Source organism: Thermomonospora curvata DSM 43183, from assembly GCF_000024385.1.
Lineage (GTDB): Bacteria > Actinomycetota > Actinomycetes > Streptosporangiales > Streptosporangiaceae > Thermomonospora > Thermomonospora curvata.
The window spans coordinates 4,588,693-4,613,367 of sequence record NC_013510.1; the positions used below are offsets into that span (position 1 = coordinate 4,588,693).

At 72.5% G+C, this 24,675-nt stretch carries 23 protein-coding genes; 7 read left to right on the plus strand and 16 right to left on the minus strand.

Annotated features, from left to right (window positions below):
• Entirely contained in the window at nucleotides 1–1,629 is a 1,629-nt protein-coding gene (gene pruA / locus TCUR_RS19745; RefSeq protein WP_012854329.1) for an L-glutamate gamma-semialdehyde dehydrogenase, read from the minus strand.
• A gap of 146 nt (nucleotides 1,630–1,775) precedes the next feature.
• On the opposite strand from pruA, the gene TCUR_RS28410 reads away from it, so the two are divergent.
• A complete protein-coding gene (locus tag TCUR_RS28410) occupies nucleotides 1,776–1,907 on the plus strand; it encodes a hypothetical protein (RefSeq protein ID WP_012854330.1) in 132 nt (43 codons plus the stop codon).
• 10 nt (nucleotides 1,908–1,917) lie between these two features.
• Here TCUR_RS28410 and TCUR_RS19750 read toward each other — a convergent pair whose 3' ends face one another.
• Both TCUR_RS19750 and TCUR_RS19755 read right to left on the minus strand, forming a co-directional pair.
• Nucleotides 1,918–2,406: a DUF6912 family protein gene (locus TCUR_RS19750; RefSeq protein WP_012854331.1), complete on the minus strand. Its 489-nt coding sequence runs from the start codon at nucleotides 2,404–2,406 to the stop codon at nucleotides 1,918–1,920.
• A 4-nt stretch (nucleotides 2,407–2,410) separates the two neighbouring features.
• Nucleotides 2,411–3,109 (minus strand): HAD family hydrolase, encoded by a 699-nt coding sequence (locus tag TCUR_RS19755; protein ID WP_012854332.1) that lies wholly within the window; start codon nucleotides 3,107–3,109, stop codon nucleotides 2,411–2,413.
• 17 nt (nucleotides 3,110–3,126) lie between these two features.
• Between TCUR_RS19755 and TCUR_RS19760 the strand changes: the two genes are divergently transcribed.
• Nucleotides 3,127–4,335, plus strand: coding sequence for an acyl-CoA dehydrogenase family protein (locus TCUR_RS19760; RefSeq protein ID WP_012854333.1), 1,209 nt, complete (start codon nucleotides 3,127–3,129; stop codon nucleotides 4,333–4,335).
• Between the two features lie 96 nt (nucleotides 4,336–4,431).
• Here the strand turns inward: TCUR_RS19760 and murQ are convergent, their stop codons facing one another.
• Together murQ and TCUR_RS19770 are read right to left on the minus strand one after the other, a co-directional pair.
• On the minus strand, nucleotides 4,432–5,328 hold the full coding sequence (murQ, locus tag TCUR_RS19765; protein ID WP_012854334.1) for an N-acetylmuramic acid 6-phosphate etherase: 897 nt from the start codon (nucleotides 5,326–5,328) through the stop codon (nucleotides 4,432–4,434).
• On the minus strand, nucleotides 5,325–6,287 hold the full coding sequence (locus TCUR_RS19770) for a MurR/RpiR family transcriptional regulator (protein ID WP_012854335.1): 963 nt from the start codon (nucleotides 6,285–6,287) through the stop codon (nucleotides 5,325–5,327). The genes murQ and TCUR_RS19770 overlap by 4 nt, the downstream gene beginning before the upstream one ends.
• Nucleotides 6,288–6,375: 88 nt before the next feature.
• On the opposite strand from TCUR_RS19770, the gene TCUR_RS19775 reads away from it, so the two are divergent.
• A complete protein-coding gene (locus TCUR_RS19775; protein WP_012854336.1) occupies nucleotides 6,376–7,524 on the plus strand; it encodes an N-acetylglucosamine kinase in 1,149 nt (382 codons plus the stop codon).
• Nucleotides 7,525–7,810: 286 nt separating this feature from the next.
• Here TCUR_RS19775 and TCUR_RS19780 read toward each other — a convergent pair whose 3' ends face one another.
• The 8 genes from TCUR_RS19780 to nagA form a co-directional block, all read right to left on the minus strand.
• Nucleotides 7,811–8,281: a hypothetical protein gene (locus tag TCUR_RS19780; protein ID WP_148233066.1), complete on the minus strand. Its 471-nt coding sequence runs from the start codon at nucleotides 8,279–8,281 to the stop codon at nucleotides 7,811–7,813.
• Between the two features lie 143 nt (nucleotides 8,282–8,424).
• Nucleotides 8,425–10,056: a glycoside hydrolase family 3 protein gene (locus TCUR_RS19785; protein WP_012854338.1), complete on the minus strand. Its 1,632-nt coding sequence runs from the start codon at nucleotides 10,054–10,056 to the stop codon at nucleotides 8,425–8,427.
• Nucleotides 10,057–10,450: 394 nt separating this feature from the next.
• The gene (gene ptsP / locus TCUR_RS19790; protein WP_012854339.1) at nucleotides 10,451–12,163 is read right to left on the minus strand and encodes a phosphoenolpyruvate--protein phosphotransferase; all 1,713 of its coding nucleotides are present in this window, start codon (nucleotides 12,161–12,163) and stop codon (nucleotides 10,451–10,453) included.
• On the minus strand, nucleotides 12,156–12,425 hold the full coding sequence (locus TCUR_RS19795; RefSeq protein WP_012854340.1) for an HPr family phosphocarrier protein: 270 nt from the start codon (nucleotides 12,423–12,425) through the stop codon (nucleotides 12,156–12,158). The genes ptsP and TCUR_RS19795 overlap by 8 nt, the downstream gene beginning before the upstream one ends.
• 130 nt (nucleotides 12,426–12,555) lie before the next feature.
• Complete coding sequence (locus TCUR_RS19800; protein ID WP_012854341.1) at nucleotides 12,556–13,005, minus strand: PTS sugar transporter subunit IIA; 450 nt, start codon at nucleotides 13,003–13,005, stop codon at nucleotides 12,556–12,558.
• A gap of 56 nt (nucleotides 13,006–13,061) precedes the next feature.
• Complete coding sequence (locus TCUR_RS19805) at nucleotides 13,062–13,295, minus strand: PTS sugar transporter subunit IIB (protein ID WP_012854342.1); 234 nt, start codon at nucleotides 13,293–13,295, stop codon at nucleotides 13,062–13,064.
• A gap of 21 nt (nucleotides 13,296–13,316) precedes the next feature.
• The gene (locus TCUR_RS19810; RefSeq protein WP_012854343.1) at nucleotides 13,317–14,372 is read right to left on the minus strand and encodes an SIS domain-containing protein; all 1,056 of its coding nucleotides are present in this window, start codon (nucleotides 14,370–14,372) and stop codon (nucleotides 13,317–13,319) included.
• The gene (gene nagA / locus TCUR_RS19815) at nucleotides 14,369–15,601 is read right to left on the minus strand and encodes an N-acetylglucosamine-6-phosphate deacetylase (RefSeq protein WP_012854344.1); all 1,233 of its coding nucleotides are present in this window, start codon (nucleotides 15,599–15,601) and stop codon (nucleotides 14,369–14,371) included. Before nagA ends, TCUR_RS19810 begins: the two co-directional genes overlap by 4 nt.
• A 292-nt stretch (nucleotides 15,602–15,893) precedes the next feature.
• On the opposite strand from nagA, the gene TCUR_RS19820 reads away from it, so the two are divergent.
• The 3 genes from TCUR_RS19820 to TCUR_RS25140 all read left to right on the plus strand — a co-directional run bounded on the left by TCUR_RS19820 (nucleotide 15,894) and on the right by TCUR_RS25140 (nucleotide 18,816).
• Entirely contained in the window at nucleotides 15,894–16,634 is a 741-nt protein-coding gene (locus tag TCUR_RS19820; protein ID WP_012854345.1) for a GntR family transcriptional regulator, read from the plus strand.
• A gap of 31 nt (nucleotides 16,635–16,665) precedes the next feature.
• Nucleotides 16,666–18,048, plus strand: a complete 1,383-nt coding sequence (locus TCUR_RS19825; protein ID WP_012854346.1) for a PTS transporter subunit EIIC — start codon at nucleotides 16,666–16,668, stop codon at nucleotides 18,046–18,048.
• Nucleotides 18,049–18,213: 165 nt separating this feature from the next.
• Complete coding sequence (locus tag TCUR_RS25140) at nucleotides 18,214–18,816, plus strand: Rv3235 family protein (RefSeq protein ID WP_012854347.1); 603 nt, start codon at nucleotides 18,214–18,216, stop codon at nucleotides 18,814–18,816.
• A gap of 276 nt (nucleotides 18,817–19,092) precedes the next feature.
• On the opposite strand, the gene secA is transcribed toward TCUR_RS25140, so the two are convergent.
• On the minus strand, nucleotides 19,093–21,957 hold the full coding sequence (gene secA, locus TCUR_RS19835) for a preprotein translocase subunit SecA (RefSeq protein ID WP_012854348.1): 2,865 nt from the start codon (nucleotides 21,955–21,957) through the stop codon (nucleotides 19,093–19,095).
• Between the two features lie 288 nt (nucleotides 21,958–22,245).
• On the opposite strand from secA, the gene TCUR_RS27360 reads away from it, so the two are divergent.
• Nucleotides 22,246–22,572 carry an HGxxPAAW family protein gene (locus TCUR_RS27360; protein ID WP_012854349.1) on the plus strand — a complete coding sequence of 109 codons (327 nt, stop codon included), beginning with the start codon at nucleotides 22,246–22,248 and terminating at the stop codon, nucleotides 22,570–22,572.
• Nucleotides 22,573–22,583: 11 nt separating this feature from the next.
• On the opposite strand, the gene TCUR_RS19845 is transcribed toward TCUR_RS27360, so the two are convergent.
• Entirely contained in the window at nucleotides 22,584–23,780 is a 1,197-nt protein-coding gene (locus TCUR_RS19845) for a winged helix-turn-helix domain-containing protein (RefSeq protein ID WP_012854350.1), read from the minus strand.
• Between the two features lie 129 nt (nucleotides 23,781–23,909).
• Nucleotides 23,910–24,560 carry a response regulator gene (locus tag TCUR_RS19850; RefSeq protein WP_425358346.1) on the minus strand — a complete coding sequence of 217 codons (651 nt, stop codon included), beginning with the start codon at nucleotides 24,558–24,560 and terminating at the stop codon, nucleotides 23,910–23,912.
• Nucleotides 24,561–24,675 lie beyond the last annotated feature (115 nt).

Genomic DNA, 24,675 nt, shown 5'->3' on the forward strand with positions numbered 1-24,675 from the left:
TCAGCCCATGTGCGGGTAGCGGTGATCGGTGGGCGGCACGAACGTCTCCTTGATCGTGCGGACGTTGGTCCAGCGGATCAGGTTGAAGATCGAGCCGGCCTTGTCGTTGGTGCCGCTGGCGCGGGCCCCGCCGAACGGCTGCTGTCCCACGATCGCCCCGGTGGGCTTGTCGTTGATGTAGAAGTTGCCGGCCGCAAAGCGCAGGCGTTCGGTGGCGGCGGCGATGGCCTGCCGGTCCCGCGCGATGATCGAGCCGGTCAGCCCGTAGGGGGCGATGCTCTCCATCTGCCGCAGCATGGCGTCGTAGTCGCCGTCGTCGTAGACGTAGACGCTGAGGATGGGGCCGAAGTACTCCTTGGTGAAGACCTCGTCAGTGGGGTCGTCGGCCTCCAGCACCGTGGGGCGCACGAAGTAGCCCTCGGAGTCGTCGGCCCGCCCGCCGGCCAGCACCCGGATGGAGTCGCTGGCGTGGGCCCTTTCAAGGGCCGCCCGGTGCTTGGCGAACGCCCGCTCGTCGATCACCGCGCCCATGAACAGCGACAGGTCCTCGGCGACGTTGCCCATGGTCAGCGACTCGACCTCGGCGCAGAAGTCGTCGCGCACGGCCTGCCACAGCGAGCGCGGCAGGTAGGCGCGGGAGGCCGCCGAGCATTTCTGCCCCTGGTATTCGAAGGCGCCGCGGATCAGCGCGGTGCGCAGCACGGCCGGGTCGGCAGAAGGGTGGGCGACCACGAAGTCCTTGCCGCCGGTCTCGCCGACCAGCCGGGGGTAGCCGCGGTAGCCGGCGATGTGCTCGCCCACCGTCCGCCACAGGTGCTGGAAGGTGGTGGTGCTGCCGGTGAAGTGGACGCCGGCCAGCTCGGGGTGGGGCAGCGCCACGCGGGAGACCGCCTGCCCGTCCCCGGTGACCATGTTGATCACTCCGGGCGGCAGCCCGGCCTCCTCCAGCAGCCGCATGGTGTAGTGCGCGGCCAGCTGCTGGGTGGGCGAGGGCTTCCAGATGACCACGTTGCCCATCAGGGCGGGCGCGGTGGGCAGGTTGCCGGCGATGGAGGTGAAGTTGAACGGGGTGATCGCCACCACGAACCCCTCCAGCGGCCGGTACTCCATCCGGTTCCAGGTGCCGGGCGCCGATTCGGGCTGCTCGGCCAGCAGCCGGCGGGCGTAGTGCACGTTGAAGCGCCAAAAGTCGATCAGCTCGCAGGCCGAATCGATCTCCGCCTGGTAGGGGCTTTTGGACTGGCCGAGGATGGTGGCGGCGTTCAGGGTGGCCCGCCAGGGGCCGGACAGCAGCTCGGCGGCCCGCAGGAAGATCGCCGCGCGTTCCTCGAACGGCAGCGCCCGCCAGGCGCCGGCGGCCTGCCGGGCGGCCTCGATGGCGGCGCGCACGTCGGCGTCGGTGGCGTTGCCGAGGCGCCCCAGCACGTGGCCGTGCCGGTGCGGCTCGACCACCTCGATGGGCTCCCCTCCGCCCAGCCGGCGCTCGCCGCCGATCGTCATGGTCAGCTCGTGCTGCTCGGCGCCCAGTTCCTTGATCCGGTCCTCCAGCGCGGCCCGCTCGGGGCTGCCGGGGGCATAGCTTTTGACCGGCTCGTTGGCCGGTACCGGCACGTTGGTGACCGCGTCCATGGGCCTGCTCCCCAAAAGTCCGACATCGTCGTCGAAGGCACCCGTCAGGAGACCTACCCGGATCGCGCGCCCGCGACGCTCCCGCCGGGGATCGCGATCCGTCCCAAGGTCTGGACGAGCCGCGCGAAGGGAGCGACCATCGGGCAATGGACGGCAAGACCCGCACCGCGATCTATCTGCGCCAGACCGGCCGCAAGAAGCTGACCGGCAAGCAGGCCAAGCGCCTGCGTCAAAAGGAGAACCGGCGCGCCGCCTCCGGCGGCGCCGCAAAGAGCTGACGGCGGGGGCTCACAGGTCGCCCAGTTCCTGGGTGGCGTACCACAGCAGTTCGTGGCCCTCGGCGCCGTCGACGGTGAACTGGGCGTCGGCGTCGCCGGCGTCGGCCGCCGGCAGCGCCTTCACCGCGGCCAGGATGTCGTCCGCGGCGGCCTCCTCATCGACGTGCCCGGCTGCGATCTGGCGCATCCGCACCGGCGCGGTCACCTGCACCAGCGCCCGCTCCTGCTCGCCCGGGCGCCACTGGACGATGCGCTCGGGGACCTCGGCGGCCAGCACCACGCGCCGCGGCGGCGCCGCCGGGTCGGCGGCCAGCAGCCGCAGCGAGGCGCGGGCGGCGGCCGTCATCGCCGCGTACTCCAGTTCCTCGGTATCGCCCTCGGCGTACCACTCGCGCAGCGCGGGGGTCACCGCATAACCGGTCAGCGGGGCGGGGCCGACCTGGCCGGCCGCCAGGACGTCGGCCAGCTTCACAAGCGTGGACGGCAGGTAGACGCGCATGACGTCAGCAGTCTGCCAGAGGCACTCCCAACAGTTCTCCCAGGCGTTCGATGGTGACGGCCACATCGGTGTGGTGCAGGCCGATCATCCCGATCGCCTCGGCGGCCCGCACGTTGTGCTCGATGTCGTCGATGAAGGCGCACTCGTGCGGCTGCAGGCCCATCAGCTCCAGGGTGTGCCGGAAGATCCGCTCGTCCGGCTTGCGCATCCCCACCTCGCAGGAGATGACGACCGCGTCGAACAGCTCGCCCCACATCTGGCGGGGGTAGTCGTTGCCCCAGGAGTTGGACAGCAGCCCGATGCGGGCCCCGGCGGCGCGGGCGGCGCGCAGCGCCTCGTACATCGGCTCCACCGGGTGGAAGGCGGCGAACATCCGACGCAGCAGGCCCTCGCTCTCCACCGGCCCGCCGTCCACCGTGCGCAGCTCGGCGGCCAGCAGCCGCTCGAACTCCGCCGGGTCCAGCGTGCCGTCCTCCAGCCCGTGGATGGGGTTGGCGGTGCCGGCCGCCGGGTCGTAGGCCTGCATGACCCACGAGCGCATGACGTCCTTGTAGCGCCGGGCGTCGATGCGGTCGGCGGCCATCCACTGCCTGATGGCGTCGTTGAGCGGAGAGGTCAGCACCCCGCCCCAGTCGGTGATCACAGCCTTGACGTCCACGTCCCGAATGGTAGGGGATGCCCCGGCACAGGACCCGAATCTCATTCTGCGAGACTGGGGGCATGGACTTCGAACTCAGCCCCAAGGCCCGGGAGTACGCCGAGAAGCTGCAGGAATTCATGGACGAGCACGTCTATCCTGCAGAGTCCGTCTATGAGGCCCAGCGCGCGGAGCTGACCGCGGCGGGCAAGCCCAACGCCTGCCCTCCGATCATCGAGGAGCTCAAGGCCGAGGCCCGCAAGCGCGGGCTGTGGAACCTGTTCCTGCCCGACATCTCGGGGCTGTCGAACGTCGACTACGCCACCCTCGCCGAGATCACCGGACGCTCCTTCCACCTGGCGCCGGAGGCGGTCAACTGCGCCGCCCCCGACACCGGGAACATGGAGGTGCTGCACATGTTCGGCACCGAGGAGCAGAAGGAGCGCTGGCTGCGTCCCCTGCTGGAGGGCCAGATCCGCAGCGCGTTCGCGATGACCGAGCCGGACGTGGCCTCCTCCGACGCCACCAACATCACCACCTCCATCGTCCGGGACGGCGACGAGTACGTCATCAACGGCCGCAAGTGGTTCATCAGCGGCTCCGCCGACGACCGCTGCAAGATCTTCATCGTGATGGGCAAGACCGACCCGGACGGCCCGGTGCACCGCCAGCAGTCGATGGTGCTGGTGCCGCGCGACACCCCGGGCGTCCGGGTGGTGCGGGACCTGACGATCTTCGGCTACCGGGACCAGCACGGCCACCCGGAGGTGGTGTTCGAGAACGTGCGGGTGCCGGTGAGCAACCTGCTGGCCAACGAGGGCGACGGCTTCATGATCGCCCAGGCCCGGCTGGGTCCCGGCCGCATCCACCACTGCATGCGCGCCCTGGGGATGGCCGAGCGCGCCCTGGAGCTGATGTGCCAGCGGGCCGTCTCCCGGGTGGCCTTCGGCAAGACGCTGGCCGAGCAGGGCGTGGTGCAGCAGCAGATCGCCGAGTCCCGGATGGCGATCGAGCAGGCCCGGCTGCTGACCCTCAAGGCCGCCTGGATGATCGACAAGTACGGCTCCAAGGGCGCCCGCACCGAGATCGCCGCGATCAAGGTGGTGGCGCCGCGGGTGGCCTGCGAGGTCATCGACCGCGCCATCCAGGTGCACGGCGGCGCCGGCGTCAGCGGCGACACCCCGCTGGCCGGCATGTACGCCTGGGCCCGCGCCATGCGGATCTTCGACGGCCCGGACGAGGTGCACATCCGCACCGTCGCCCGTCAGGAGCTCAAGCCCTACCGGAGCTGAAGCGGCCCCGCCGCGGCGGGCGGCCTCCCGGCCCGTGCCGAGAACCGGCCGGGAGGCCGCGCCGTGAGCGCGCCTCGTCCCGCCCGCCCGCCGCGGTCACCCGGTGCGCAGGCGCCGCAGGGCCTCCCGGACGCCGCCGTGGGCCTCCTGCAGCGCCAGCGTGGCCCGGGAGGTGGAGACCTCCCCCAGCAGGGAGACCAGCGCGACCTTGGTGTCGCCGCCCGCCTCCGACAACGCGTTCTCGCAGGTCTCGGTGTCCATGCCGGTGGCCTCGATGAGGATGCGCACCAGGCGGGCCCGCAGCTTGTCGTTGACCGCGTTGACGCTGACCATCAGGTTGGAGTAGGTCCGGCCCAGCCTGATCATCAGCGTGGTGGAGAAGGCGTTGAGCACCAGCTTGGTGGCGGTGCCGGCCTTCATCCGGGTGGAGCCGGTGATCACCTCCGGGCCGGTGGCCATCCCGATGTGGATGTCCACCTCCTGCCCGTAGGGGGAACGCGGGTTGGCGCTGACCAACGCCGTGCGGGCACCGGTCCGCGCGGCGGCGCGCAGCGCGCCGATGACATACGGGGTGCGCCCGCTGGCGGCGATCCCGACGGCGATGTCGCCGGGGTGCACATCGGCGGCGTCCCGGGCGCCCAGGTCGGCGTCGTCCTCCACGTCCTCGATGGCCTGCGACAGCGCCCCCAGCCCGCCGGCGTGGTGGGCCACCACCCGGCCCCACAGCCCGAAGGTGGGCGGCAGCTCGGCGGCGTCGATCACCGCCAGCCTCCCGGAGGTCCCGGCGCCGAAGTAGTGCACCCGGCCGCCGGCCCGCAGCGACTCCACCGCCAGGTCCACCAGCTCGGCGATCTCCGGCAGCACCGCGGCCACCACGGCGGGCACCTTGGCGTCCTCGTCGTTGATCAGCCGCAGCACCTCGATGGTGGGCAGGACGTCCACATCGACGGTGCGCGGGTTGCGGCTTTCGGTGGGCAGATCGCACTCGATCACCGGCGCCTCCGATCGGGTCGTACCGTACGGCTGCGGACCGCCTCGTAGGTGGCCTCCAGCGCTTTGCGGGTGGTGGCGTAGGTGCGCTGCGCGACGCCCACGAAGACGCAGTCGATCACGGTGAGCTGGGCCAGCCGGCTGGCGGTGGCGCCGGAGCGGAAGGTGGTCTCGCGGGCCGCGGTGGTCAGCACCAGGTCGGCCACCTCGGCGATCGGGGACTTGGGGAAGTTGGTGACGGCCACTGTGGTGACCCCTCGTCCCTTGGCCACCGCGAGCGCGTCGATGGTCTCCACCGTGGCGCCGGTGTGCGAGATGCCCATCGCCACGTCCCCCGGATTGAGCACGGCGGCGCTGGTCAGCATGATGTGCGCGTCCGACCAGGCCGAGCAGTGCCGGCCGATGCGGTGCAGCTTCTGCTGGAAGTCCATGGCCACGAAGGCGCTGGCGCCGACTCCGTAGACGTCCACCCGGGAGGCGGCGACCACCGCGTCGATCACCTGTTCCAGCACCTTGATGTCGAGCTGGGCGGCGGTCTCCTCGACCGCGCGGGCGTCGGCGAAGGTCACCTTCTCGACGATCTCCTCCAGGGAGTCGTCGGGGCTGATGTCACTGCCGATGACCCGCCCCCCGGAGACGCTCTGCGCCCGGCCGGCCTCGGTGGCCAGCGTCAGCCGCAGCTCCGGGTAGCCGGTGAAGCCGATGGCCCGGCAGAACCGGATCACGGTGGTCTCCGACGTCCCGCAGGCGTGTGCGAGCTCGGTGATGGTGGAGTTGGCGACCCCCTCGGGGTCGTCGATCACCCGCTGGGCGACCCGGCGTTCGGCGGGCGGCAGCGACGGCAGCAGCGAGCGCACCCGCACCACGGTGCTGAGCGGCGCCTCCTTGGTGGAGCGCGAGGCCGCCGGGGGCGCGCCGGTATCCCCGTGGCCCCCTGTGTCTCGGCCGTTGGTTTTCCTCATGTCAGTAAGTTTCTTACGTTCAAGATGTAACGTCAACGGGTTAAAGGTCTACGGTCACCATGTGTTGACCCATTTGGCTGGTCCTTACGTGATCGGCGTTGACGCGGGTGGCACGAAGACCCGCGTAGCCGTACTAACGCTCGGGGGGGCCCTGGCCGGTTCCGGTACCGGTCCGGGCGCCAACCCCAACTCCGGGGGCGACACCGTAGGTGCGCTCACCACGGCCCTGAGCGCCGCACTCGGCGACTTGGACCGTTCCCTTGTCCTCAACGGTGTATTCGGCATCGCCGGAGCCGGTTCGGCCGGGCGGCCCGCCGCGGTGGCCGCCGCCCAGCGCGCCTGGCACGCCGTCGGCCTGTCCGGCTCGCCCGCCGTGGTCACCGACATCGCGGTGGCCTTCGCGGCGGGCACCGACGCCTCCGAGGGCATCGTGGTGTTCTCCGGCACCGGCGCCGGAGCCGCCGTGATCAGCGACGGGACCATCGTGCGGCGCGCCGACGGCTACGGCTACCTGGTCGGCGACCAGGGTTCGGCCGTATGGCTGGGCCGCGAGGCCGTCCGGGCCACCCTGTCGGCGCTGGACGGACGAGGCGAACCCACGCTGCTGGCCGAGTCGGTGCCGCGGGCGCTGCTCGGCCCGGCCGCCCCTCCCCTGCTGGCCAAGGGCGTGCCCGTCCCCGATCTGCTGCCGCCGGAGAACCCGGACCGGGGACGCGCGCACGCCCCGCCCGGCCGGGCGCTCGCCCTGGCCTCCGCCAGGACGCGCGCGGCCACGGTCCCGCGCCCGCGCGGCCCGGGCGACCCGGGCCACCGCGCGGCGATGCGGCAACGGCCGCCGGGTCGCAGGCCGCCGGCGGCCCGCCGCCGGCCCCCGGCCGACCCCGCCCTGGCCCAGGCCATCGTCAAGGAGGTCTACGGGCGGTCCCCGGCGGCACTGGGCAAGCTGGGCCCGGTGGTCTGCGCCGCGGCCGCCGCCGGCGACCCGGTGGCGCGGAACATCACCGAGGAGGCGTCCCAGTGGCTGCTTTTGGCCGTGGACGCGGTGCGCCCCGCGCTCACCGACATGTGCGCACCGGTGGTGATGGCCGGTTCGGTGCTCGGCGACGGACCGGTCGCCGACGCCGTCCGGGACGGTCTGCGCCAGCGCTTCCCCGCCGAACCGCAACGGGCGGGCGACGGCGCCGTCGGCGCCGCCGGAATGGCGCTGCGCCGGCTCGGCCTCGAGCCGCCTCGCTGACGGCCGGGGTCCGCCCGCCCGGCTCCGGTGCTCTTCGCACCACCTGAACGGCCACACGATCGGCCGGCGTTTCACCGATCCCACCCCCCAAAGCGGGCCACTGCATGCCCGCCCACGGGTCAGGTGATCGCAACGCCGCTCCGGTGAGGCGCCGATCACCTGACCCGTGCCGTTCAATCCGCTCGAACGCGGCGCTCTCACGCCCGGCTCACGGCCGGGTGAACATGCTTCCCCGAAAGAACCCGCCCTACCCTCCCCCGCCGCCGACGGCATCCTGCCGCGCGCATCAAGCGGCGATGCGCCAACGGCCGCCGACCCGGCGGAGCACGAAACGTTCGGCGAGCAGCCCCGCGGGCTCGGGCGGTGCGGTACGCCAGCGCAGATCGCCGAACCGGACGGTCATCTCGTTGTCCCCCGGCCCCCGGCGGGCCATCGGGACGGTGACGCCGCGCAGCGCCGCCAGGGTGCGCGCGCCCAGCCGGCGCCGCTCGGCGGCCAGCCCGCTGCGGCAGCCGCCCACCGCGCCGAAGGCGTCCTGCTCGTACTCGGGAATCAGATAGCCGCAGACCCGCACGTCCCCGGCCGCCACCCCGCGCAAAAACCGGTAGAGCACCAAACGGGCGGGCAGGCTCTCTTGCGGCGGCACGGTGGCCGAGCGCGGGTCGATCAGGCGGGCGTCGCCGGACTCCCACACCAGCGGCGGGATCTTCGGCTCGGCGTCGGTGAACAGGGCGCACGCGCCCAGTGCCGGGAGCATCAAGACAAGCAGCGGCGCAACGAGCGGACCGGCCGGCAGGCGCACAGGGACCTCCCGAAAGCACAAGGCGGCCGGGCCATGGGCCGGCCTCCCCGAAAGCCGTCGGGTGCCGATACTCCCACAGCCCGCCGCCCCGGCGTCGCTCAGAAGGTCAGGCCGTGCCCGAATCGGTAGCCGCGCACCTCCACCGGGAGCCTGCCGGTGGGCTTCACCCGGCCGGTCATCACCTCCGCCAGCGCCTCCAGGGACGGCGCGCTCGAGGAGTAGGCGGCCAGCGCCGCCTGGGCCCGGGTCGCATACGCCAGGTCATAAGGGCTGCCCAGCGCCGCGAACACCAGCGGCCGGCCCGCCAGCGCGGCGACCTGAGCGGCGACGCCCGATCCGCCGTCCACCGCGGTCAGCACCGTCACATCGGCCGCGGCCGGGGAGGCGGCCGTCTCCACTCCCCGCCTGCGCAGCGCCGCCGCCAGGGCCTGGGCGTGCGGGCCGGTGACGTGCACCCGCCTGCCGGCCAGCGGCAGCAGGCCGCCCCGGTTGCGCACCAGCGTGATCGACTGCTCGGCGACCCGGCGGGCCACCGCCCGGTGCGCGGCCGAGCCGATGACCTGCCCGGCCCGGGCGGGATCGACCTGGACGTCGCCGAACAGCCCGCGCTCGGCCTTCAGGCGCAGGATGCGGGTCACCGACTCCTCCAGCCGCCGCTGGGAGATCCGGCCGTCGCGCACCGCCGCCAGCACCGCGGCGTGCGCGCCCGCCAGATCCGGCGGCATGAGCAGCTGGTCGGCGCCCGCCTGCACGGCCCGCACCGCGGCCTGCTCGGCTCCGTACCGGGTGCGGGCGCCCGCCATGCTCAGGGAGTCGGTGACCACCACGCCCCGGTAGCCCAGCTCCTTGCGCAGCAGCCCGGTCAGCACCGCCTGCGACAAGGTCGCCGGGTCGCCGGAGTCGTCCAGCCCGGGCATCACGATGTGCGCGGTCATGATGGCGTCCACGCCCTGGGCGATGGCGGCCCGGAACGGCGGCGCGTCCAGTCGCTCCCACTCGGCCCGCGAGTGCCTGATCACCGGCAGCCCGGTGTGGCTGTCGGTGTCGGTGTCGCCGTGGCCGGGGAAGTGCTTGACGGTGGCGGCCACGCCCGCGTCCCGGTACCCCTGCAGGGCGCCGCCCAGCATCAGCGACACCAGTCCCGGGTCCGAGCCGAAGGAGCGGACGCCGATCACCGGGTTGGCCGGGTTGACGTTGACGTCGGCGACCGGGGCGTAGTTCTGGTTGATCCCCACCGCCCGCAGCTCGGTGCCGATCACCTTGGCGGCCTCGCGGGCGGTCTGCGGTTTGGCGGTGGCGCCCAGCGCCATGTTGCCGGGGAAGCGGGTCACATACGACAGCCTGGTGACCAGGCCCTGTTCTTCGTCCACGGCGAGCAGCAGCGGGATCTTGGAGGCCCGCTGCAGGGCGTTGGACAGCCGGGCCGTCTGCTGTGGGCTGCGGGCGTTGTCGGGGAAGTAGATGAGCCCGCCGACGTGGTATTTCTTGATCTTCTGCTCGGCGTCCTGCCGGCTGGCGAAGGTGGGCACGAACAGCTGGCCGACCTTCTCCTCCAGGCTCATCTTCGCGACGACGTCGAAGACCCAGGCGGTCCGGTCCGCGCTCGGCGCGGCGGTGGTCGCCTCCCCGGCGTTCTCCGGCACGGCCTTTCCCGTTCCCGCTCCGCTGCATCCGGCCAGCGACAGCATCAGCGCCGCCGCGCCCAGCGCCAGCGAGCGCTTTGCGCGCACCGGCCCGCTCCCCCTGCCCCCGGTCGTGGTGAAATTCCTGGTCATCGTCCTGGCGACGCTAACATGCCGCGGGAGTGGTCAGGACAAAGATCAGCACCGGCCGGTGCCCGTGACCCGGTGGACCCGGCCCCGGGCGCGGTTTCCGGCCCCGCAAGCGCCCACAACAGGCATTTCCATTTCATCCCCCATTTAACGATCGCCCCATTTTTGGGGGTTGTGAACTTTTCTGCCCTGATCCGATGCACCTTCGGGTTCCCCGCAGGCGATACCCGGCGCATTCACCGCAAATGGAGGATCCGGAGCAAAAGTTCGGCCCACGGAACACCCGATGCGGGCCGGGAGAACGGTACGGGTGCGGCCGTGCACCCCCGAGGCACAGCCGCACCCGTCCGGCTCAAGCGCCCGGCTCCACCGGCGCGGGCAGGTGGGCGCGGGCGGCGGCGCGGGCCCGGCCGGCCGAGCGGGCCGCGCGGGCGGCGGCCGCGGCGCTGCGGCATTCGGCCAGGGTGTGGCGGGCCAGGGCGGCACGGACCGCGGGCAGCGCGGAGGCGCTCATCGACAGGGAGGTGACGCCCAGGCCGACCAGCACGCACGCCAAGAGGGGGTCGGCGGCCGCCTCACCGCAGACCCCGCAGCCGCGGCCGGCGTCGGCGGCGGCCGCGGCGGTCAGCGCCACCAGGTCCAGCACGGCCGGCTGCCAGGGGTCCTGCAGGTGGGCCAGGGCGCCCAGCTGCCGGTCGGCGGCGCAGGTGTACTGGGCGAGGTCGTTGGTGCCGATGGACAGGAACTCCACCTCGGCCGCCAGGTCGCCGGCCCGCAGCGCGGCGGCCGGGACCTCGACCATGACCCCGGCGTGCTCGATGCCGGCCGCGGTGCAGGCGGCGGCGAAGGCGCGGGCCTCCTCGGCGTCGGTCACCATCGGGGCCATCACCTCCAGCCGGGCGCTCAGGCCGGCGGCGGCCCGGGCCAGCGCGCCGAGCTGGGCCTCCAGCACCTGCGGGTGGCGGCGCAGCATCCGCAACCCGCGCTCGCCGAGCGCCGGGTTGGGCTCATCACCGGGCGGCGGCAGGAACCCCAGCGGCTTGTCGGCCCCGGCGTCCAGGGTCCGCACCACCACCCTGCCCTGCGGGAACGCCTCCAGGACGGCGCGGTAGGCGGCCTGCTGCTCGGCCTGCGACGGCGGGTCGGCCCGGTCCAGGAACAAGAACTCGGTGCGGTACAGGCCGATGCCCTCGGCCCCGGCCTCCAGCGCGGCCCGCACGTCCTGCGGGCCGCCGATGTTGGCCAGCAGCGGCACCGGATGGCCGTCCTTGGTGGCGCCGGGCCCCGGGGACGCGGCCGGCGGCCGGCGCCGGCGGCGGGCCGCCCGGACGCCGGTCGCCGGCGGGTCGATCCGCACCGTCCCGGTGCTCCCGTCCACCAGCACCACGGTGCCCTCGGCCAGCTCGGTGCAGCCGGGGCAGGCCACCACGGCGGGCACGCCCAGGGCGCGCGCCAGGATCGCGGTGTGACTGGTGGGCCCGCCCTCCTCGGTGACGAACGCGACCACGCGCTCGGGGTCCAAGGCGACCGTGTCGGCGGGCGCCAGATCCCGGGCGACCAGCACGAACGGCTCGCTCCGGCGCGGCACGCCGGGCATCGGCAGCCCCAGCAGCCGGGCCAGCGCGCGGTCCCGGACATCGTCCAGGTCGGCGACCCGGGCGGCCAGGTACTCCCCCGCCCCGGCCAGCATGCGCCGGTAGCCGGCGAACGCCTCGAACACCGCGCGGGGGGCGGCCAGGCCGGCGTCGATCCGGCCGGCGATCGCCTCGGCCAGCTCGACGTCGCGGGCCATCATCGCCAGCGCCTCCAGCACATCCCGGGCCTCGGCGTTGCCCGCCGCGGCGGCCTGCGCGCCGCGCTCGCTCAGCTCGGCGGCCACGGCCTCCAGCGCGGCGGTCGCGGCGGCCCGCTCGGCACGGGCGTCCTCGGGCGTCCCGCCATGGCGGGCCGGGGGCGGCTCCGGCACCGCACCGGCCAGGTGCACCACCGGGCCGACGCCCGTGCCGGGGCTCACCCCGGTGCCGGTCAGCACCGCCCCCAAAGGTGCGGGCCGCAGGTCAGGCACCGTCGGCCTCTGCGTTCACCGCGGCCTCCAGCTCATCCAGCAGCCGCTCCGCCGACTCGCCCTCGGCGGTGATGACGATCTCCTCGCCGCACCGGGCGTCCAGGCCCAGCACCGCCAGGATGCTCTTGGCGTTGACCGGCCGGCCGCCGACCTTGGCGACCGTGACCTCCATCGGCGCCTTGGCGGCGGTCTGCACGAACAGCGCCGCGGGACGGGCGTGCAGCCCCACCCTGGACCGGATCCTCACCTGCCGCTGGGTCACAACCAACTCCTCGTTCTCGCCCCCCGGGCGAGGACCGGCCGGCCCTCGCCCGGTCTCCCCCGCACACCGGGGTCGCCGGTCTCCTCCCTGAGATCCGCCCTGCTCCGGCCCGCCGCCCGCCGGGAAGGGCTCAATGCCACGAAAACAGCCCGGCGCCCTTTTCCACCCGGCCGGACTCGCGGACATCCGACAGCGCCTCCGCGCCGGCGTCCAGCGCCACCACCGCGGTCACCGGCGAGCGGCCGCCCGCCTCGATCTCGGCGGGGTTCCAGCGGATCAGCGGCTGCCCCGCCACCACCTCATCGCCCTCGGCGGCCAGCATCTCAAAGCCCCGCCCCTTGAGCTGGACGGTGTCGACGCCCAGGTGCACCAGCACCCCGTGCCCTTCGGCGTCCACCACCACATAGGCGTGCGGATGCATCTTGACGATCTTGCCGCTGACCGGGGCGATGGCCTCCCCCGGGCCGCGCTCGGGGTCGACCGCCGTGCCCGGCCCCACCATGGCCTGGGCGAACACCGGGTCCGGCACTCCGGCCAGCCCGACGACCCGCCCGCTGACGGGTGCCAGAACTCGCGTCACTGCAGGGCTCCTTCGCTCAAAGGACGTGGGTGGTCGCTGGAAGGTCGATGGTGGAGTCAGCCGAGCAGGTCCTCGATGTCGGTGGCGATGGTGTCGGCCTCGGGCCCGACCACCACCTGGACGACGCTGCCGCTGCGCATGACGCCGAACGCGCCGGCCGCCTTGAGGGCGCCCTCGTCCACCCGGGCCGGGTCGGCGACCTCGGTGCGCAGCCGGGTCGCGCACGGCTCGATCTCCACGATGTTGGCCGCGCCGCCCAGCGCGGCGACGATGGCCTCGGCCTTGTCCATGCTGGCTCCTTGAAGTGGCGGTCAGTCGGTCTGGGTGACCTTGTCCAGGCCACGGGGCAGGTCCGGGTCGCGCCCCAGCCGGCGGGCCAGCGCCTCGGCCACCAGCTGGCCGGGGACGATCAGGCCCAGCGGCGCCACCCACTCTGGCAGGCGCGGCCCCGGCAGCGCCCGGCTGCAGGCGCCGGCCAGGGCGGCGCCCCCGCCGATCCCGTAGGCGCGAGCGCCGCTCGCGGCGATCCGGCGGGCCAGCGCCACGGTGCCGGGCAGGGCGGGGCCGTCCTCGGCGGCCACCAGCACCGCCGGAGTGCGGGCGTCCACGACGGCGATCGGCCCGTGCAGCAGGTCGGCGTACGACAGGCCCATGGCGTGCAGGTAGCAGGACTCCTTGAGCTTGAGCGCCAGCTCCAGCGCGGTGCCGAAGGCCAGGCCGCGTCCGGAGACCACCGCGCCGCGCGCTTGAGCCAGCTCATCGGCGATGGCGGCCAGTTCGGCGGAGTCCTCGGTGACCTCGATCAGCCGTTCCACCTCGTCGGGCACCCGGCGCAGGTCGGCGGAGTCGAGGTCGGCGCCCAGCCCCAGCGCCAGCACCGCCAGCGCGGCCAGCTGGGCGGTGTAGGTCTTGGTGGCCGGCACCGCCGTCTCCGCGCCGGCCTCGGTGATCAGCGCCACCTCGGCGGCCTGGGCCAGCGGGGAGGCGGGTCCGTTGGTGATGGCGATGGTGCGGGCGCCGCAGTCGGCCGCCCACTGCAGGGTCTGGACGATCTCCTCGGTGCGGCCGGACTGGCTGATGGCCACCGCCAGCACGCCGTTCAAGTCGACCTTGCTGCGGTAGACGGTGGCGATGGACGGGGCCGCCGGCGTGGCCAGGCGCCCGGCCTGTGACTCCACCAGGTAGCGGCCGTAGACGGCGGCGTTGTCGGAGGAGCCGCGGGCGATGAAGAGGACCTGCCGGGTGCCGCGGGCCAGCAGCCCCACATCCGACATCCTGGGCAGCAGCACCTCGATGGTGTCCCGCAGCGCCCGCGGTTGCTCCCCGATCTCCGCCCGCATTCTGGTGACGGTTCTGCCTGCGGTCATGGCCGCGTCCTTTCGGTCGAAGGGGACGGACCTTGGGCGTTCCCGTTTTCGGGGTTCCCGCTCCCGGCGTCCCAGACCTGCCGTCCGGCCACCCAGGTGCGGCGGGCGCGCAGCCCGCCGGTGCCGTCGGGGACCAGCCAGGTGAGGTCGGCGGCGGCGCCGGGTGCGATGCGGCCCAGGTCACGGCGGCCGATCAGGTCGGCCGGCAGGCGGGTGGCGGCGTCCACGGCGGCGGCCGGGTCGATGCCCAGGGCGATGGCGTTGCCGACCGCGGCATCCAGCCGCAGCGCCGAGCCGGCGATGGTGCCGTCGGCGCGCAGCGGGGGGCCGGCGGCGGGCAGTTCGATCGGCTCGCCGCCCAGCTCATAGCGTCCCGGCGGCATCCCGGCGGCGGAGACGGCGTCGGTGACCAGCACGATCCGTCCCGGGGCGGCGGCGAAGGCCAGGCGGGCGGCGACCGGCGCGACATGGTGCAGGTCCAGGATCAGGCCGGCGGTGAGGCGGGGGTCGGCCAGCGCCTGGGCGGCCACCCCGGGCCTGCGGTGGTGAACGCCGGACTGGGCGTTGAACAGGTGGGTGACCTTGCGCGCCCCGGCGTCGGCGGCCCGTGCCACCTGCTCGGCGGTGGCGTCGCTGTGGCCCACGCTGACCAGCACGCCGCGTTCGGCGAGGGTGCGCACGGCCGCCAGGGCGCCGGGCCGTTCGGGCGCCAGCGTGACCAGCTTGACCAGGCCGGTCTCCAGCAGCGGGGCCAGCGCCTGCGGGGTGGGGTCGGTCAGGTGGGCGGGGTTGTGGGCGCCGCACCGCCGCTCGGACAGGAACGGCCCTTCCAGGTGGACGCCCAGCACCCGGGCGCCGGGCGGCAGGTGCGGCAGCAGGCGCGCGGTGCGGCGCAGCGCCTCGGCCAGGGCGGGCAGCGGCGCGGTGATGAACGTGGGCAGGAAGGCGGTGACCCCGGTCTCGGGCAGCCGGCCGGCGACGGTGTGCCAGCCGGCGGTGCCGGCGTCGGCCAGGTCATGCCCGAAGAAGCCGTTGACCTGCAGATCCACCAGTCCCGGGGTTAGCATTCCGCCTTCCAGGCGCAGGTCGGGGGCGCCGGGCGGGTCCCCTTCGCCGACCTCGGCGATCAGCTCGCCTTCGACCCGCAGCCATCCCGGCGACAGCGACCGCGCCGCCCCGGTGGCCGGGGCGGCCACCAGGGTCTGCGCGGCGATGAGGAAGGAGGCCATCTTCAGCGCACTCTCCGTGCCGGTCGTCGGTGTCTGGTCTAGTCCGGCCTAGACCAGTACGAACCATATCCCAGCGATCCCGCGAAGCACAGGGGTCCAAAAGGCGACTTTCCGGTAGCGTCCAAAACGCGCCTCACCGTAATGGCGACGTTATCCATTTGTGCGTTGACACTCATGACAGGCTGTGGTCTAGTCCGGCCTAGACCAGTACGAACCGGACCGGAGGCAACGCGGGTTCCACGATCCTTTTTGCTTGGAACCTCCGACCGACCGTATGACCCCGAGGACGACCGTGGCGACGATCGACCCGAACAGCCCCGTACCGAAGTACTTCCAGCTGCGTGCCATCCTGCTCGACCTGATCGAGCGATCGGAGCTGCCCGTCGACGCGCCCATCCCATCCGAACGCGAACTGTGCGCCCGGTACGGACTGTCGCGGATGACGGTGCGCCAAGGGGTCGAGCAGCTGGTCTCGGAAGGACGGCTGTACCGGGTTCCGGGCAAGGGCACCTTCGTGGCCCGTCCCAAGATCGAGATGCCGCTGCGGCTGGTCTCCTTCTCCGAGGACATGATCTCGCGCGGGATGCGGCCGGGCGCCATCGACATCTCCCGGCGCACCATCCCCGCCGACGCCCGGCTGGCCCGGCTGTTCGAGGTGGAAGAAGGGACGATGATCCACGTGATCGAGCGGCTGCGCACCGCCGACGGCGAGCCGATGGCCATCGAGCGGGCGCACATCCTGGCCTCGCTCGCCCCGGACCTGCTGGACCGGCGGCTGGCCGACCGCTCCCTGTACGGCGTGCTGGAGGCGGTGTACGGGATCGTCTTCGACGCCGGCGACCAGACCATCGAAGCCGGGCTGGCCGACGCCACCGAGGCCAAGCGCCTGCAGATACCCCGGGGCAGCGCCGTGCTGCTCCTGCAGCGCCGTTCCTACATGAACGGCGTCTGCGCCGAACTGGGCGTGTCGACCTACCGGGCCGACCGCTACCAGATTCGCACCGCCCTAGGAAACCGGCCGTCGCGCGGCTGACCCGCGCGCGACCCCAGCAGGAGGCGATCCCATGAGTTCCCCCGCCGCCGCCGTTCCCCGCCGAGGATCCAGAGCCCTCGCCGTCCTCCAGCGCATCGGCCGCAGCCTGATGCTGCCGATCGCGGTGCTGCCCGCCGCCGGCCTGCTGCTGCGGCTGGGGCAGCCGGACGTGCTGGGCGAGAACAAGGACGCCTGGATCAGCTTCTCCGGCTCCGACCGGATCGCGGAAGTGTTCGCGGCGGCCGGCGGGGCGCTGTTCGACTGGCTGCCGCTGCTGTTCGCGGTCGGGGTGGCGGTGGGCTTCGCCAAGAAGGCCGACGGGTCCACGGCGCTGGCGGCCGTAGTGGGCTACCTGGTGTTCCACTACGTCAGCATGAACATGTTCTTCCACTCCGAGGAGCTGCGGCCCCGGGTGGTCAAGGCGCTGTTCGACCCGGACAACCCCGGAACCCCCAACGAGGTGCTGGACCTGGGGGCGGGCAACCCCACCCAGGTGCTCGGCGGCATCGCCATCGGCATCACCGCCGCCCTGCTCTACCAGCGCTACTACCGCATCAAGCTGCCGACCTGGCTGGCGTTCTTCGGCGGGCGCCGGTTCGTGCCGATCATCACCGCCTTCGCGGCGACGGTGCTGGGCCTGCTGTTCGGCTGGATCTGGCCGCTGCTGGGCGGCTGGCTCACCGACTTCGGCCAGTGGATGGAGCGCAACAGCACCCTCGGGGCCGCCGTCTACGGCGTGGTCAACCGGCTGCTGCTGCCGCTGGGCCTGCACCACATCCCCAACAACGTGGTCTGGTTCCAGATCCCTGAGTGCACCATCGGCGGCAAGACCTACACCGGCGACCTCAACTGCTACCTCAACGGGGCGGACGGCGCGGGCTGGTCGATGGCCGGCTACTTCCCGGTCCTGATGTTCGCCCTGCCGGCCGCCGCGCTGGCGATCTGGCACGCCGCGCCCCGGCACCGCCGGGCCGCCGTCGGCGGCATCATGTTCTCCGCCGCGCTGACCGCGTTCGTCACCGGCATCACCGAGCCGATCGAGTTCGCGTTCATCTTCGTGGCGCCCGTGCTCTTCATCGCGCACGCCCTGCTCACCGGCGTGGCCATGGCGCTGGCCGACGTCTTCGGCATGAAGCTGGGCTTCAGCTTCTCCGCCGGCGCCATCGACATGCTGATCAACGGCGGCAAGGACAACACCCACAACCTGGCCGGCCTGATCGTCATGGGGTTGATCTACGCGGTCGTCTACTACTTCCTGTTCTCCCTGCTGATCAGGGTGATGAACATCCCCACCCCCGGCCGTGAGCCCGAGGGCGTGGAATCGGTGGCGGCCGACCCCTCGGCCTCCCCGGAGGTGGCGGCGTCCGCCGCTCCTTCCCCGGCCCAGGCCGAGAGCCGATCCTCTGACGGCTGAGGTCACGGTCTCCGTCCGGGAGCACGCCTTGTGACGGCGGGGGCCGAGCGCCCCCGCCGTCGCGTCACCGAACGTGACCGGATCCGGTCACGGTGTATCAACGGGCGTTGCTGCGGCCTCTTCTCATCCGCCTCGGATTTCCCATCTGCACGAGGAGGCCGACATATGCCCAGCCGTACCAGGCGTCACACCGCGTCTCCCGTACGGGTCCTCCCGTACGCCGCCGCGTCCGCCCAGCCCGCCGTCTTCGGTGCGCTGGCCCTGCAGCCCGAGCCGGCCCCCGCCGGGCTCTGCCCGCTCCCCGGCGGGCCGTCCCGTCCCGGCGAACGGGCCGCGGCCGGCCGGTCGCGCCCGGCGATCTCGCGGAACTCTCCGGCGATGCCCGTGCTGCGGGCGGTGGGCTCCCCGGACCGGGACGAGGACCTGCCCGCGGTGGCCGCCGCCACCGTGCGGCTGGTGGCCGAGGTGCTGGCGGGCATCCGCCCGGTGCGGCAACTGGCCCGCCGGGCGACACCCCAGGTCTGCGAGGGGCTGCTCCCGTTCCTCGCGCCGCACCGCGGGCCGGTCCGTCCGCCCCGGATGCTGGCCTCCTGGCTGCAGGAGCCCGCCCCGGGCGCCGCCGAGACGGGAGCGGTCATCGCCCTGGCCGGGCGGGTGCAGGCGCTGGCCCTGCGGCTGGAACGCCACCGGGGCCGCTGGCGCTGCACCGCCCTGGAGACGACCGCGCCGCCGGGAACGCCTCACCGGCAAAGACCACCGGGCCGGTGAGGGCGCAACGGCCACACCGCCACAGGCCGGGTGCCGGCGAGCCTCAGTTTCTCCAGAAGACCGCTTCGCATGCCCCTCCCATCGCCCGGCGCCGCCTTCAAGCAGGCGATCTCAGCAGCCGGGAACACCTCACCGCCAGGAAGCATCGGGCGGTCAGAAAGCGGCACTCCCCCGTGACCGGGTGCCCGGCGGGACGGAAAAGGCGAAGCGGCCCTCCGGAGAACTCCCGGAGGGCCGCTTCGCCCGGGTCATGCCCCGTTCGCCGGAGCAGATGCGTCAGTTCCGGTTGCGCGGGTCGCCGTGGCAGCGCTTGAACTTCTTGCCCGAGCCGCAGGGGCAGGGCTCGTTGCGGCCGACGCCCGCGTACTCGTCCTTGACCTCCTCGCTGCGGACCTCCACACCGCCCTCGCCGTCGACGGTGGGCGCGGAGTAGTCCAGCTTCTTGGGCTTGGGCTTCTCCAGGCCCTTGGCGCGGATCGTCGGGGTCTCCTGGGCCTCGGCCGGCTCGCCCTCGGCCTCGGCGGCCTCCTCGGCGCTCTCCTCGGCCTTGGCGGTGTCGGTGGCGGTCGCCGCGACGGCCACCGGCTTGGCCCCGACCGCCGGGGCGGGCGGCGGCTGCTCTTCGACCTCGACCTCGATGTTGAACAGGTAGCCGACGGACTCTTCCTTGATGCCGTCGAGCATCGCGTTGAACATGTCGTAGCCCTCCCGCTGGTACTCCACCAGCGGGTCGCGCTGCGCCATCGCCCGCAGGCCGATGCCCTCCTGCAGGTAGTCCATCTCGTACAGGTGCTCGCGCCACTTGCGGTCCAGCACCGACAAGATGACCCGGCGCTCCAGCTCGCGCATGACTTCTGGCCCCAGCTCGGCCTCGCGCCGGTCGTAGGCCTCCTGGGCGTCCTTGCGGATCCGCTCGGCCAGCGTCTCGGCGTCCAGGGCGGAGATGTCGCCGCCGACCTCCTCCACCACGTCGTCGATCGTGACGGAGATCGGATACAGCTGCTTGAACGCCTTCCAGAGCTTGTCCAGATCCCAGTCCTCGGCGAAGCCCTCGCTGGTGGCGCCGGCCACATAGCCGTCGATGACCTCATCGATCATGCGGCGGACCTGCTCGTGCAGGTCGGCGCCCTCCAGCACCTTGCGGCGCTCGGCGTAGATCACCTGGCGCTGCCGGTTGAGGACCTCGTCGTACTTGAGGACGTTCTTGCGGATCTCGAAGTTCTGCTGCTCGATCTGGGTCTGGGCGGACTGGATCGCCTTGGTGACGATCTTGGACTCGATCGGCACGTCGTCGGGGATGTTGAGGCGGTTCATGATCGCCTCGACCCGGACGGAGTTGAACAGCCGCATCAGGTCGTCCTCCAGCGACAGGTAGAACCGGGACTCGCCCGGGTCGCCCTGCCGGCCGGACCGGCCGCGCAGCTGGTTGTCGATCCGCCGCGACTCGTGCCGCTCGGTGCCCACCACATACAGGCCGCCGGCCTCGACGACCTTCTCGTACTCGCCCTTGACGGCCTCCTTGGCCTTCTCCAGCGCCTCCGGCCAGGCGGCCTCGTACTCCTCGGGCGTCTCCAGCGGGGACAGCCCGCGCTCGTGCAGCTGCCGGTCGGCGATGAAGTCGGGGTTGCCGCCGAGCATGATGTCGGTGCCGCGGCCGGCCATGTTGGTGGCCACGGTGACCGCGCCCAGCCGGCCCGCCTCGGCGACGATCGCCGACTCCTTCTCGTGGTGCTTGGCGTTGAGCACCTCGTGCGGGATGCCGCGCCGCTTGAGCATCTTGGAAAGCCGCTCGGACTTCTCCACCGAGGTGGTGCCGACCAGCACCGGCTGGCCCTTGGCGTGCCGCTCGGCGATGTCGTCGACCACGGCCTCGAACTTGGCCTGCTCGGTCTTGTAGACCACGTCCGGCTGATCCTTGCGGATCATCGGCTTGTTGGTCGGGATGGGCACCACGCCGAGCTTGTAGATCTTGTTGAACTCCGCCGCCTCGGTCTGGGCGGTGCCGGTCATGCCCGCCAGCTTCTCGTACAGCCGGAAGTAGTTCTGCAGGGTGATCGTGGCGAGCGTCTGGTTCTCGTCCTTGATCGGCACGCCCTCCTTGGCCTCGATGGCCTGGTGCATGCCCTCGTTGTAGCGGCGGCCGTGCAGGATGCGGCCGGTGAACTCGTCCACGATCAGGACCTCGCCGTTCATCACGACGTAGTCCCGGTCGCGCTTGTACAGCTCCTTGGCCTTCAGCGCGTTGTTGAGGAAGCTGACCAGCGGGGTGTTGGCCGGGTCGTAGAGGTTGTCGATGCCCAGCCAGTCCTCGACCTTCTCGACGCCGGACTCCAGGATGCCGACGGTGCGCTTCTTCTCGTCGACCTGGTAGTCGCCGTCGGTGGCGTCCTTGTCACTGGCCCGCTTGAGCTTGGGCACGATCTTGGCGAACTCCACGTACCACTTGGTGTTCTGCTCCGCCGGGCCGGAGATGATCAGCGGGGTGCGAGCCTCGTCGATCAGGATCGAGTCGACCTCGTCCACGATCGCGTAGTGGTGGCCGCGCTGGACGCACTCCTCCAGGCTCCAGGCCATGTTGTCGCGCAGGTAGTCGAAGCCGAACTCGTTGTTGGTGCCGTAGGTGATGTCGGCGTTGTAGGCCTTGCGCCGCTCGTCCGGCGTCATCTGCGGGAGGATGACGCCCACCTCCAGGCCCAGGAACTGGTGCACCCGGCCCATCCACTCGGCGTCGCGCTTGGCCAGGTAGTCGTTGACCGTGACGATGTGCACGCCTTTGCCGGTGAGCGCGTTCAGGTAGGCCGGCAGCACGGCGGTCAGGGTCTTGCCCTCACCGGTCTTCATCTCGGCGATGTTGCCCAGATGCAGCGCGGCGCCGCCCATGACCTGGACGTCGAAGTGGCGCTGACCCAGCACCCGCCTGGCCGCCTCGCGTGCGGTCGCGAACGCCTCCGGCAGCAGCTCATCCAGCGTCTCGCCGTCGGCGATCCGCTCCCGGTACTTGTCGGTCAGCTCGCGCAGCTCAGCGTCGGTCATCTCGAGGAAGTCCTCTTCGATGCTGTTGACGTGATCTGCGAGCTTCTTGAGCTTGCGCAGAGTTTTACCTTCGCCCGCACGAAGGATCTTGTCGATGACTGGCGGCACTCTCGGAGGCTCCTTGCAGATCGTGGGTCACCGCGACCAGCGGTACGCACACCACACGTACGTTGCCATCGTAGGCGACACCAAGGATGCTCTAGGTCACACGACGGCGCAATCGAAGCCCTTTACTGTTTGACCGCCTCCTGACGAGGAAAATCTGTGGTCACTTGACAACGGAACCGAACGAACATCCCGGGCGGGGCGCTGCGCGCGGGTTTGGCCGGCAAGCGCCGAGGGCAGGACGTTTCGGCCGGTCACCTGCGGTGTGAAGCGCCCTGCCGAGGAGGCTCGATGTCGAACAGTCATGGGGGACGGCCCAGCTCGTGGGCTGTGGTCGCGTTGGCGCTGGTGGGGTTCGCCACCGGCGGAGTCGCCTTGTGCCTAGGCCCTAACTGGGTGCTGTTTTGGGTGGGCGTTGCCATAGTCATGGCCAGCGGACTGCTGGGCGTGGTGGTCGGGATCTTCTCCGACGTGGTGGTGGACGAGCCCAGGGTCGTCCCGGAGGTGATCGACTACTCGCTGTTCGGCTCGCAGGGCGGCCGGCGGCGCGGCGGCCCGTATGCCGGCAAGTCGCCCCACCCGATGGGCAGCGACCCGGAGGTCAAGCCCCACGGCTGACCGGAGGCGGTTCAGTTCTGCGGCCCGCCGCGCAGCGCCTGCTCCACGGCGGCCGTCAGTTCCGGGGGATCCATGGCCTCCACCCGCACGTCCCCGCAGCCGACCCATTGGGCGGCCCGCCACAGCGCGGTGCTCAGGGCGGCGACGGCCTGCCGCGTCCGGGCGGGCGTGGCGGTCGCCCACGGCTCCAGGAAGGCCCGGCGGGCGACCAGCACGCCCGCCTCCCGGGCCGGGTCGACCCGGCCGATCAGCCGCCCGCCCGCCAGCAGGGGCATCGTGTAGTAGCCGTGCACCCGCTTGGCCTTGGGGACGTACGCCTCCAGCCGGTGTTCGAAGCCGAACACCCGCAGGGTGCGGGCGCGGTCCCACACCAGCGAGTCGAACGGGGACAGCAGCGTGGTGACGTGCCGTCCGCGCGGCGGCGCCTGCAGCGCCCGCGGGTCGGCCCAGGCCCGCTGCCGCCAGCCCGCCACCCGGACGGGCACCAGCCCGCTGGCCTCGATCACCGCATCGACCTGTTCGCCCTTGAGCCGGTAGTAGTCGGCCAGGTCGGCCCGCGTCGCCACGCCCAGCGCCCGGCCGGCCCGGGCCACCAGGTGCGCCAAGCACTCGGCGTCGGTGGGCGTCTTCTCCAGCAGCGGCCCGGGCACGACGCGTTCGGGCAGGTCGTAGACCCGCCGCCAGCCGCTGCGGCGCACGCACACCACTTCGCCGATGTCCAGCAGCCACTCGACGGCGACTTTCTGCTCGCTCCAGTCCCACCAGTCGGCGCCGGCCCTGGCCCCGCCCAGTTCCCGCATGGTCAGCGGGCCGTCGGCGCGCAGCCGCTTGAGCACGACCCGGCACGCCTCCTGCGGGACCTCGTGCCAGCGCCGGCCGCGGCGGCGGAACTCCCGGCGGCGGAACTCCAGCAGCGGCCATTCCTCCATCGGCAGCACGCAGGCGGCGTGCGCCCAGTACTCGAACGCCACGCCCGTGCCGGCGGAGGTGTTCCAGTAGGCGTCCTCCACCGCTCGCCTGCCGACCGCTCCCAGCCGCGCGTACGGGACGAGTTCGTGGGAGCGCGCCAGCACGGAAATGGTGTCCAGCTGGACGGCCCCCAGCCGGCGCAGCACCCCTGCGACTCCCTCGCGGCGCACCTGCGCTCCCAGCAGCCCTTGGGCGTGCAGCTGGATGCGTCGGGCCTCATCGGCGGTCAGCTCGGTCACGCCGAGATCGTACGCACCGGCGCCGACAGCGGCCCGCTCATCGGCCGCCGGCCGCCCGAAGGCCGCCGCCGCAGTGGGCAGCCGGTGACCGTCGTACTCCGCGCCCGGAGGGTTCCGGAGCGGCGGCCGTCAGGTGATCTCCAGGAGCTTTTCGCGGACGGCGTAGACGACGGCCTCCATCCGGGAGTGCAGCTGCAGCTTCTCCAGGATGTTGCGGACGTGGTTTTTGACCGTGTTCTCGGAGATGAACAGCTCCTTGGCGATCTCCCGGTTGCCCAGGCCCCGGGCCACCAGGCGCAGTACCTCCATCTCCCGCTCGGTGAGCTTGGGGGCGGGCACCTGCTGCTGGCGCTCCTCGCTGCGCTTGGCCAGCGCGGCGAACTCGGTGATCAGCTTGGAGGCCATCGAGGGGCTGATCAGGGACTGACCGCCGTGCACCGCGCGCACCGCCTGGGGGACCTCGTCGATGGAGATCTCCTTGAGCAGGTAGCCGCTGGCGCCCGCCTTGATGGCCTCGAACAGGTCGGTGTCCTCATCGCTGATGGTGAGCATCACGATCTTGGCGCTGGGCACCGCCTCCTTGATGGCCCGGCAGGCCTCGATGCCGCTGCGGCGGGGCATGCGGATGTCCATCAGCAGCACGTCGGGCAGCAGGTCCCGGGCCATCTCGACCGCCTCGTTGCCGTCGCCGCCCTCGCCGATCACCTCGATGTCGGGCTCGTCGGCCAAGACCATCTCCAGGCCCCGGCGGAACAGCGCGTGGTCGTCGACGATCAGCACCCGGATCGGGTCCGTCGCTGACTGCTCGTCTCCAGCCGCGGCCGGCTCACCGGACCGCCGTCGGGCAGCGCCCCCAGGCGCGGCGCCGGGAGTCCCGGGGTACTCGCTCACAACG

Excerpts from the sequence above, each read along its gene's own strand:
- TCUR_RS19770 (WP_012854335.1), bottom strand. The coding sequence starts at position 6,287 with ATGAGGAAAACCAACGGCCGAGACACAGGGGGCCACGGGGATACCGGC.
- TCUR_RS19805 (WP_012854342.1), bottom strand. The coding sequence starts at position 13,295 with ATGGACAAGGCCGAGGCCATCGTCGCCGCGCTGGGCGGCGCGGCCAAC.
- TCUR_RS19810 (WP_012854343.1), bottom strand. The coding sequence starts at position 14,372 with ATGACCGCAGGCAGAACCGTCACCAGAATGCGGGCGGAGATCGGGGAG.
- pruA (WP_012854329.1), bottom strand. The coding sequence starts at position 1,629 with ATGGACGCGGTCACCAACGTGCCGGTACCGGCCAACGAGCCGGTCAAA.
- TCUR_RS25140 (WP_012854347.1), top strand. The coding sequence starts at position 18,214 with ATGCCCAGCCGTACCAGGCGTCACACCGCGTCTCCCGTACGGGTCCTC.
- TCUR_RS19825 (WP_012854346.1), top strand. The coding sequence starts at position 16,666 with ATGAGTTCCCCCGCCGCCGCCGTTCCCCGCCGAGGATCCAGAGCCCTC.
- TCUR_RS19780 (WP_148233066.1), bottom strand. The coding sequence starts at position 8,281 with ATGCTCCCGGCACTGGGCGCGTGCGCCCTGTTCACCGACGCCGAGCCG.
- TCUR_RS27360 (WP_012854349.1), top strand. The coding sequence starts at position 22,246 with ATGTCGAACAGTCATGGGGGACGGCCCAGCTCGTGGGCTGTGGTCGCG.
- TCUR_RS19760 (WP_012854333.1), top strand. The coding sequence starts at position 3,127 with ATGGACTTCGAACTCAGCCCCAAGGCCCGGGAGTACGCCGAGAAGCTG.
- TCUR_RS28410 (WP_012854330.1), top strand. The coding sequence starts at position 1,776 with ATGGACGGCAAGACCCGCACCGCGATCTATCTGCGCCAGACCGGCCGC.
- TCUR_RS19755 (WP_012854332.1), bottom strand. The coding sequence starts at position 3,109 with ATGAGATTCGGGTCCTGTGCCGGGGCATCCCCTACCATTCGGGACGTG.
- nagA (WP_012854344.1), bottom strand. The coding sequence starts at position 15,601 with ATGGCCTCCTTCCTCATCGCCGCGCAGACCCTGGTGGCCGCCCCGGCC.
- TCUR_RS19750 (WP_012854331.1), bottom strand. The coding sequence starts at position 2,406 with ATGCGCGTCTACCTGCCGTCCACGCTTGTGAAGCTGGCCGACGTCCTG.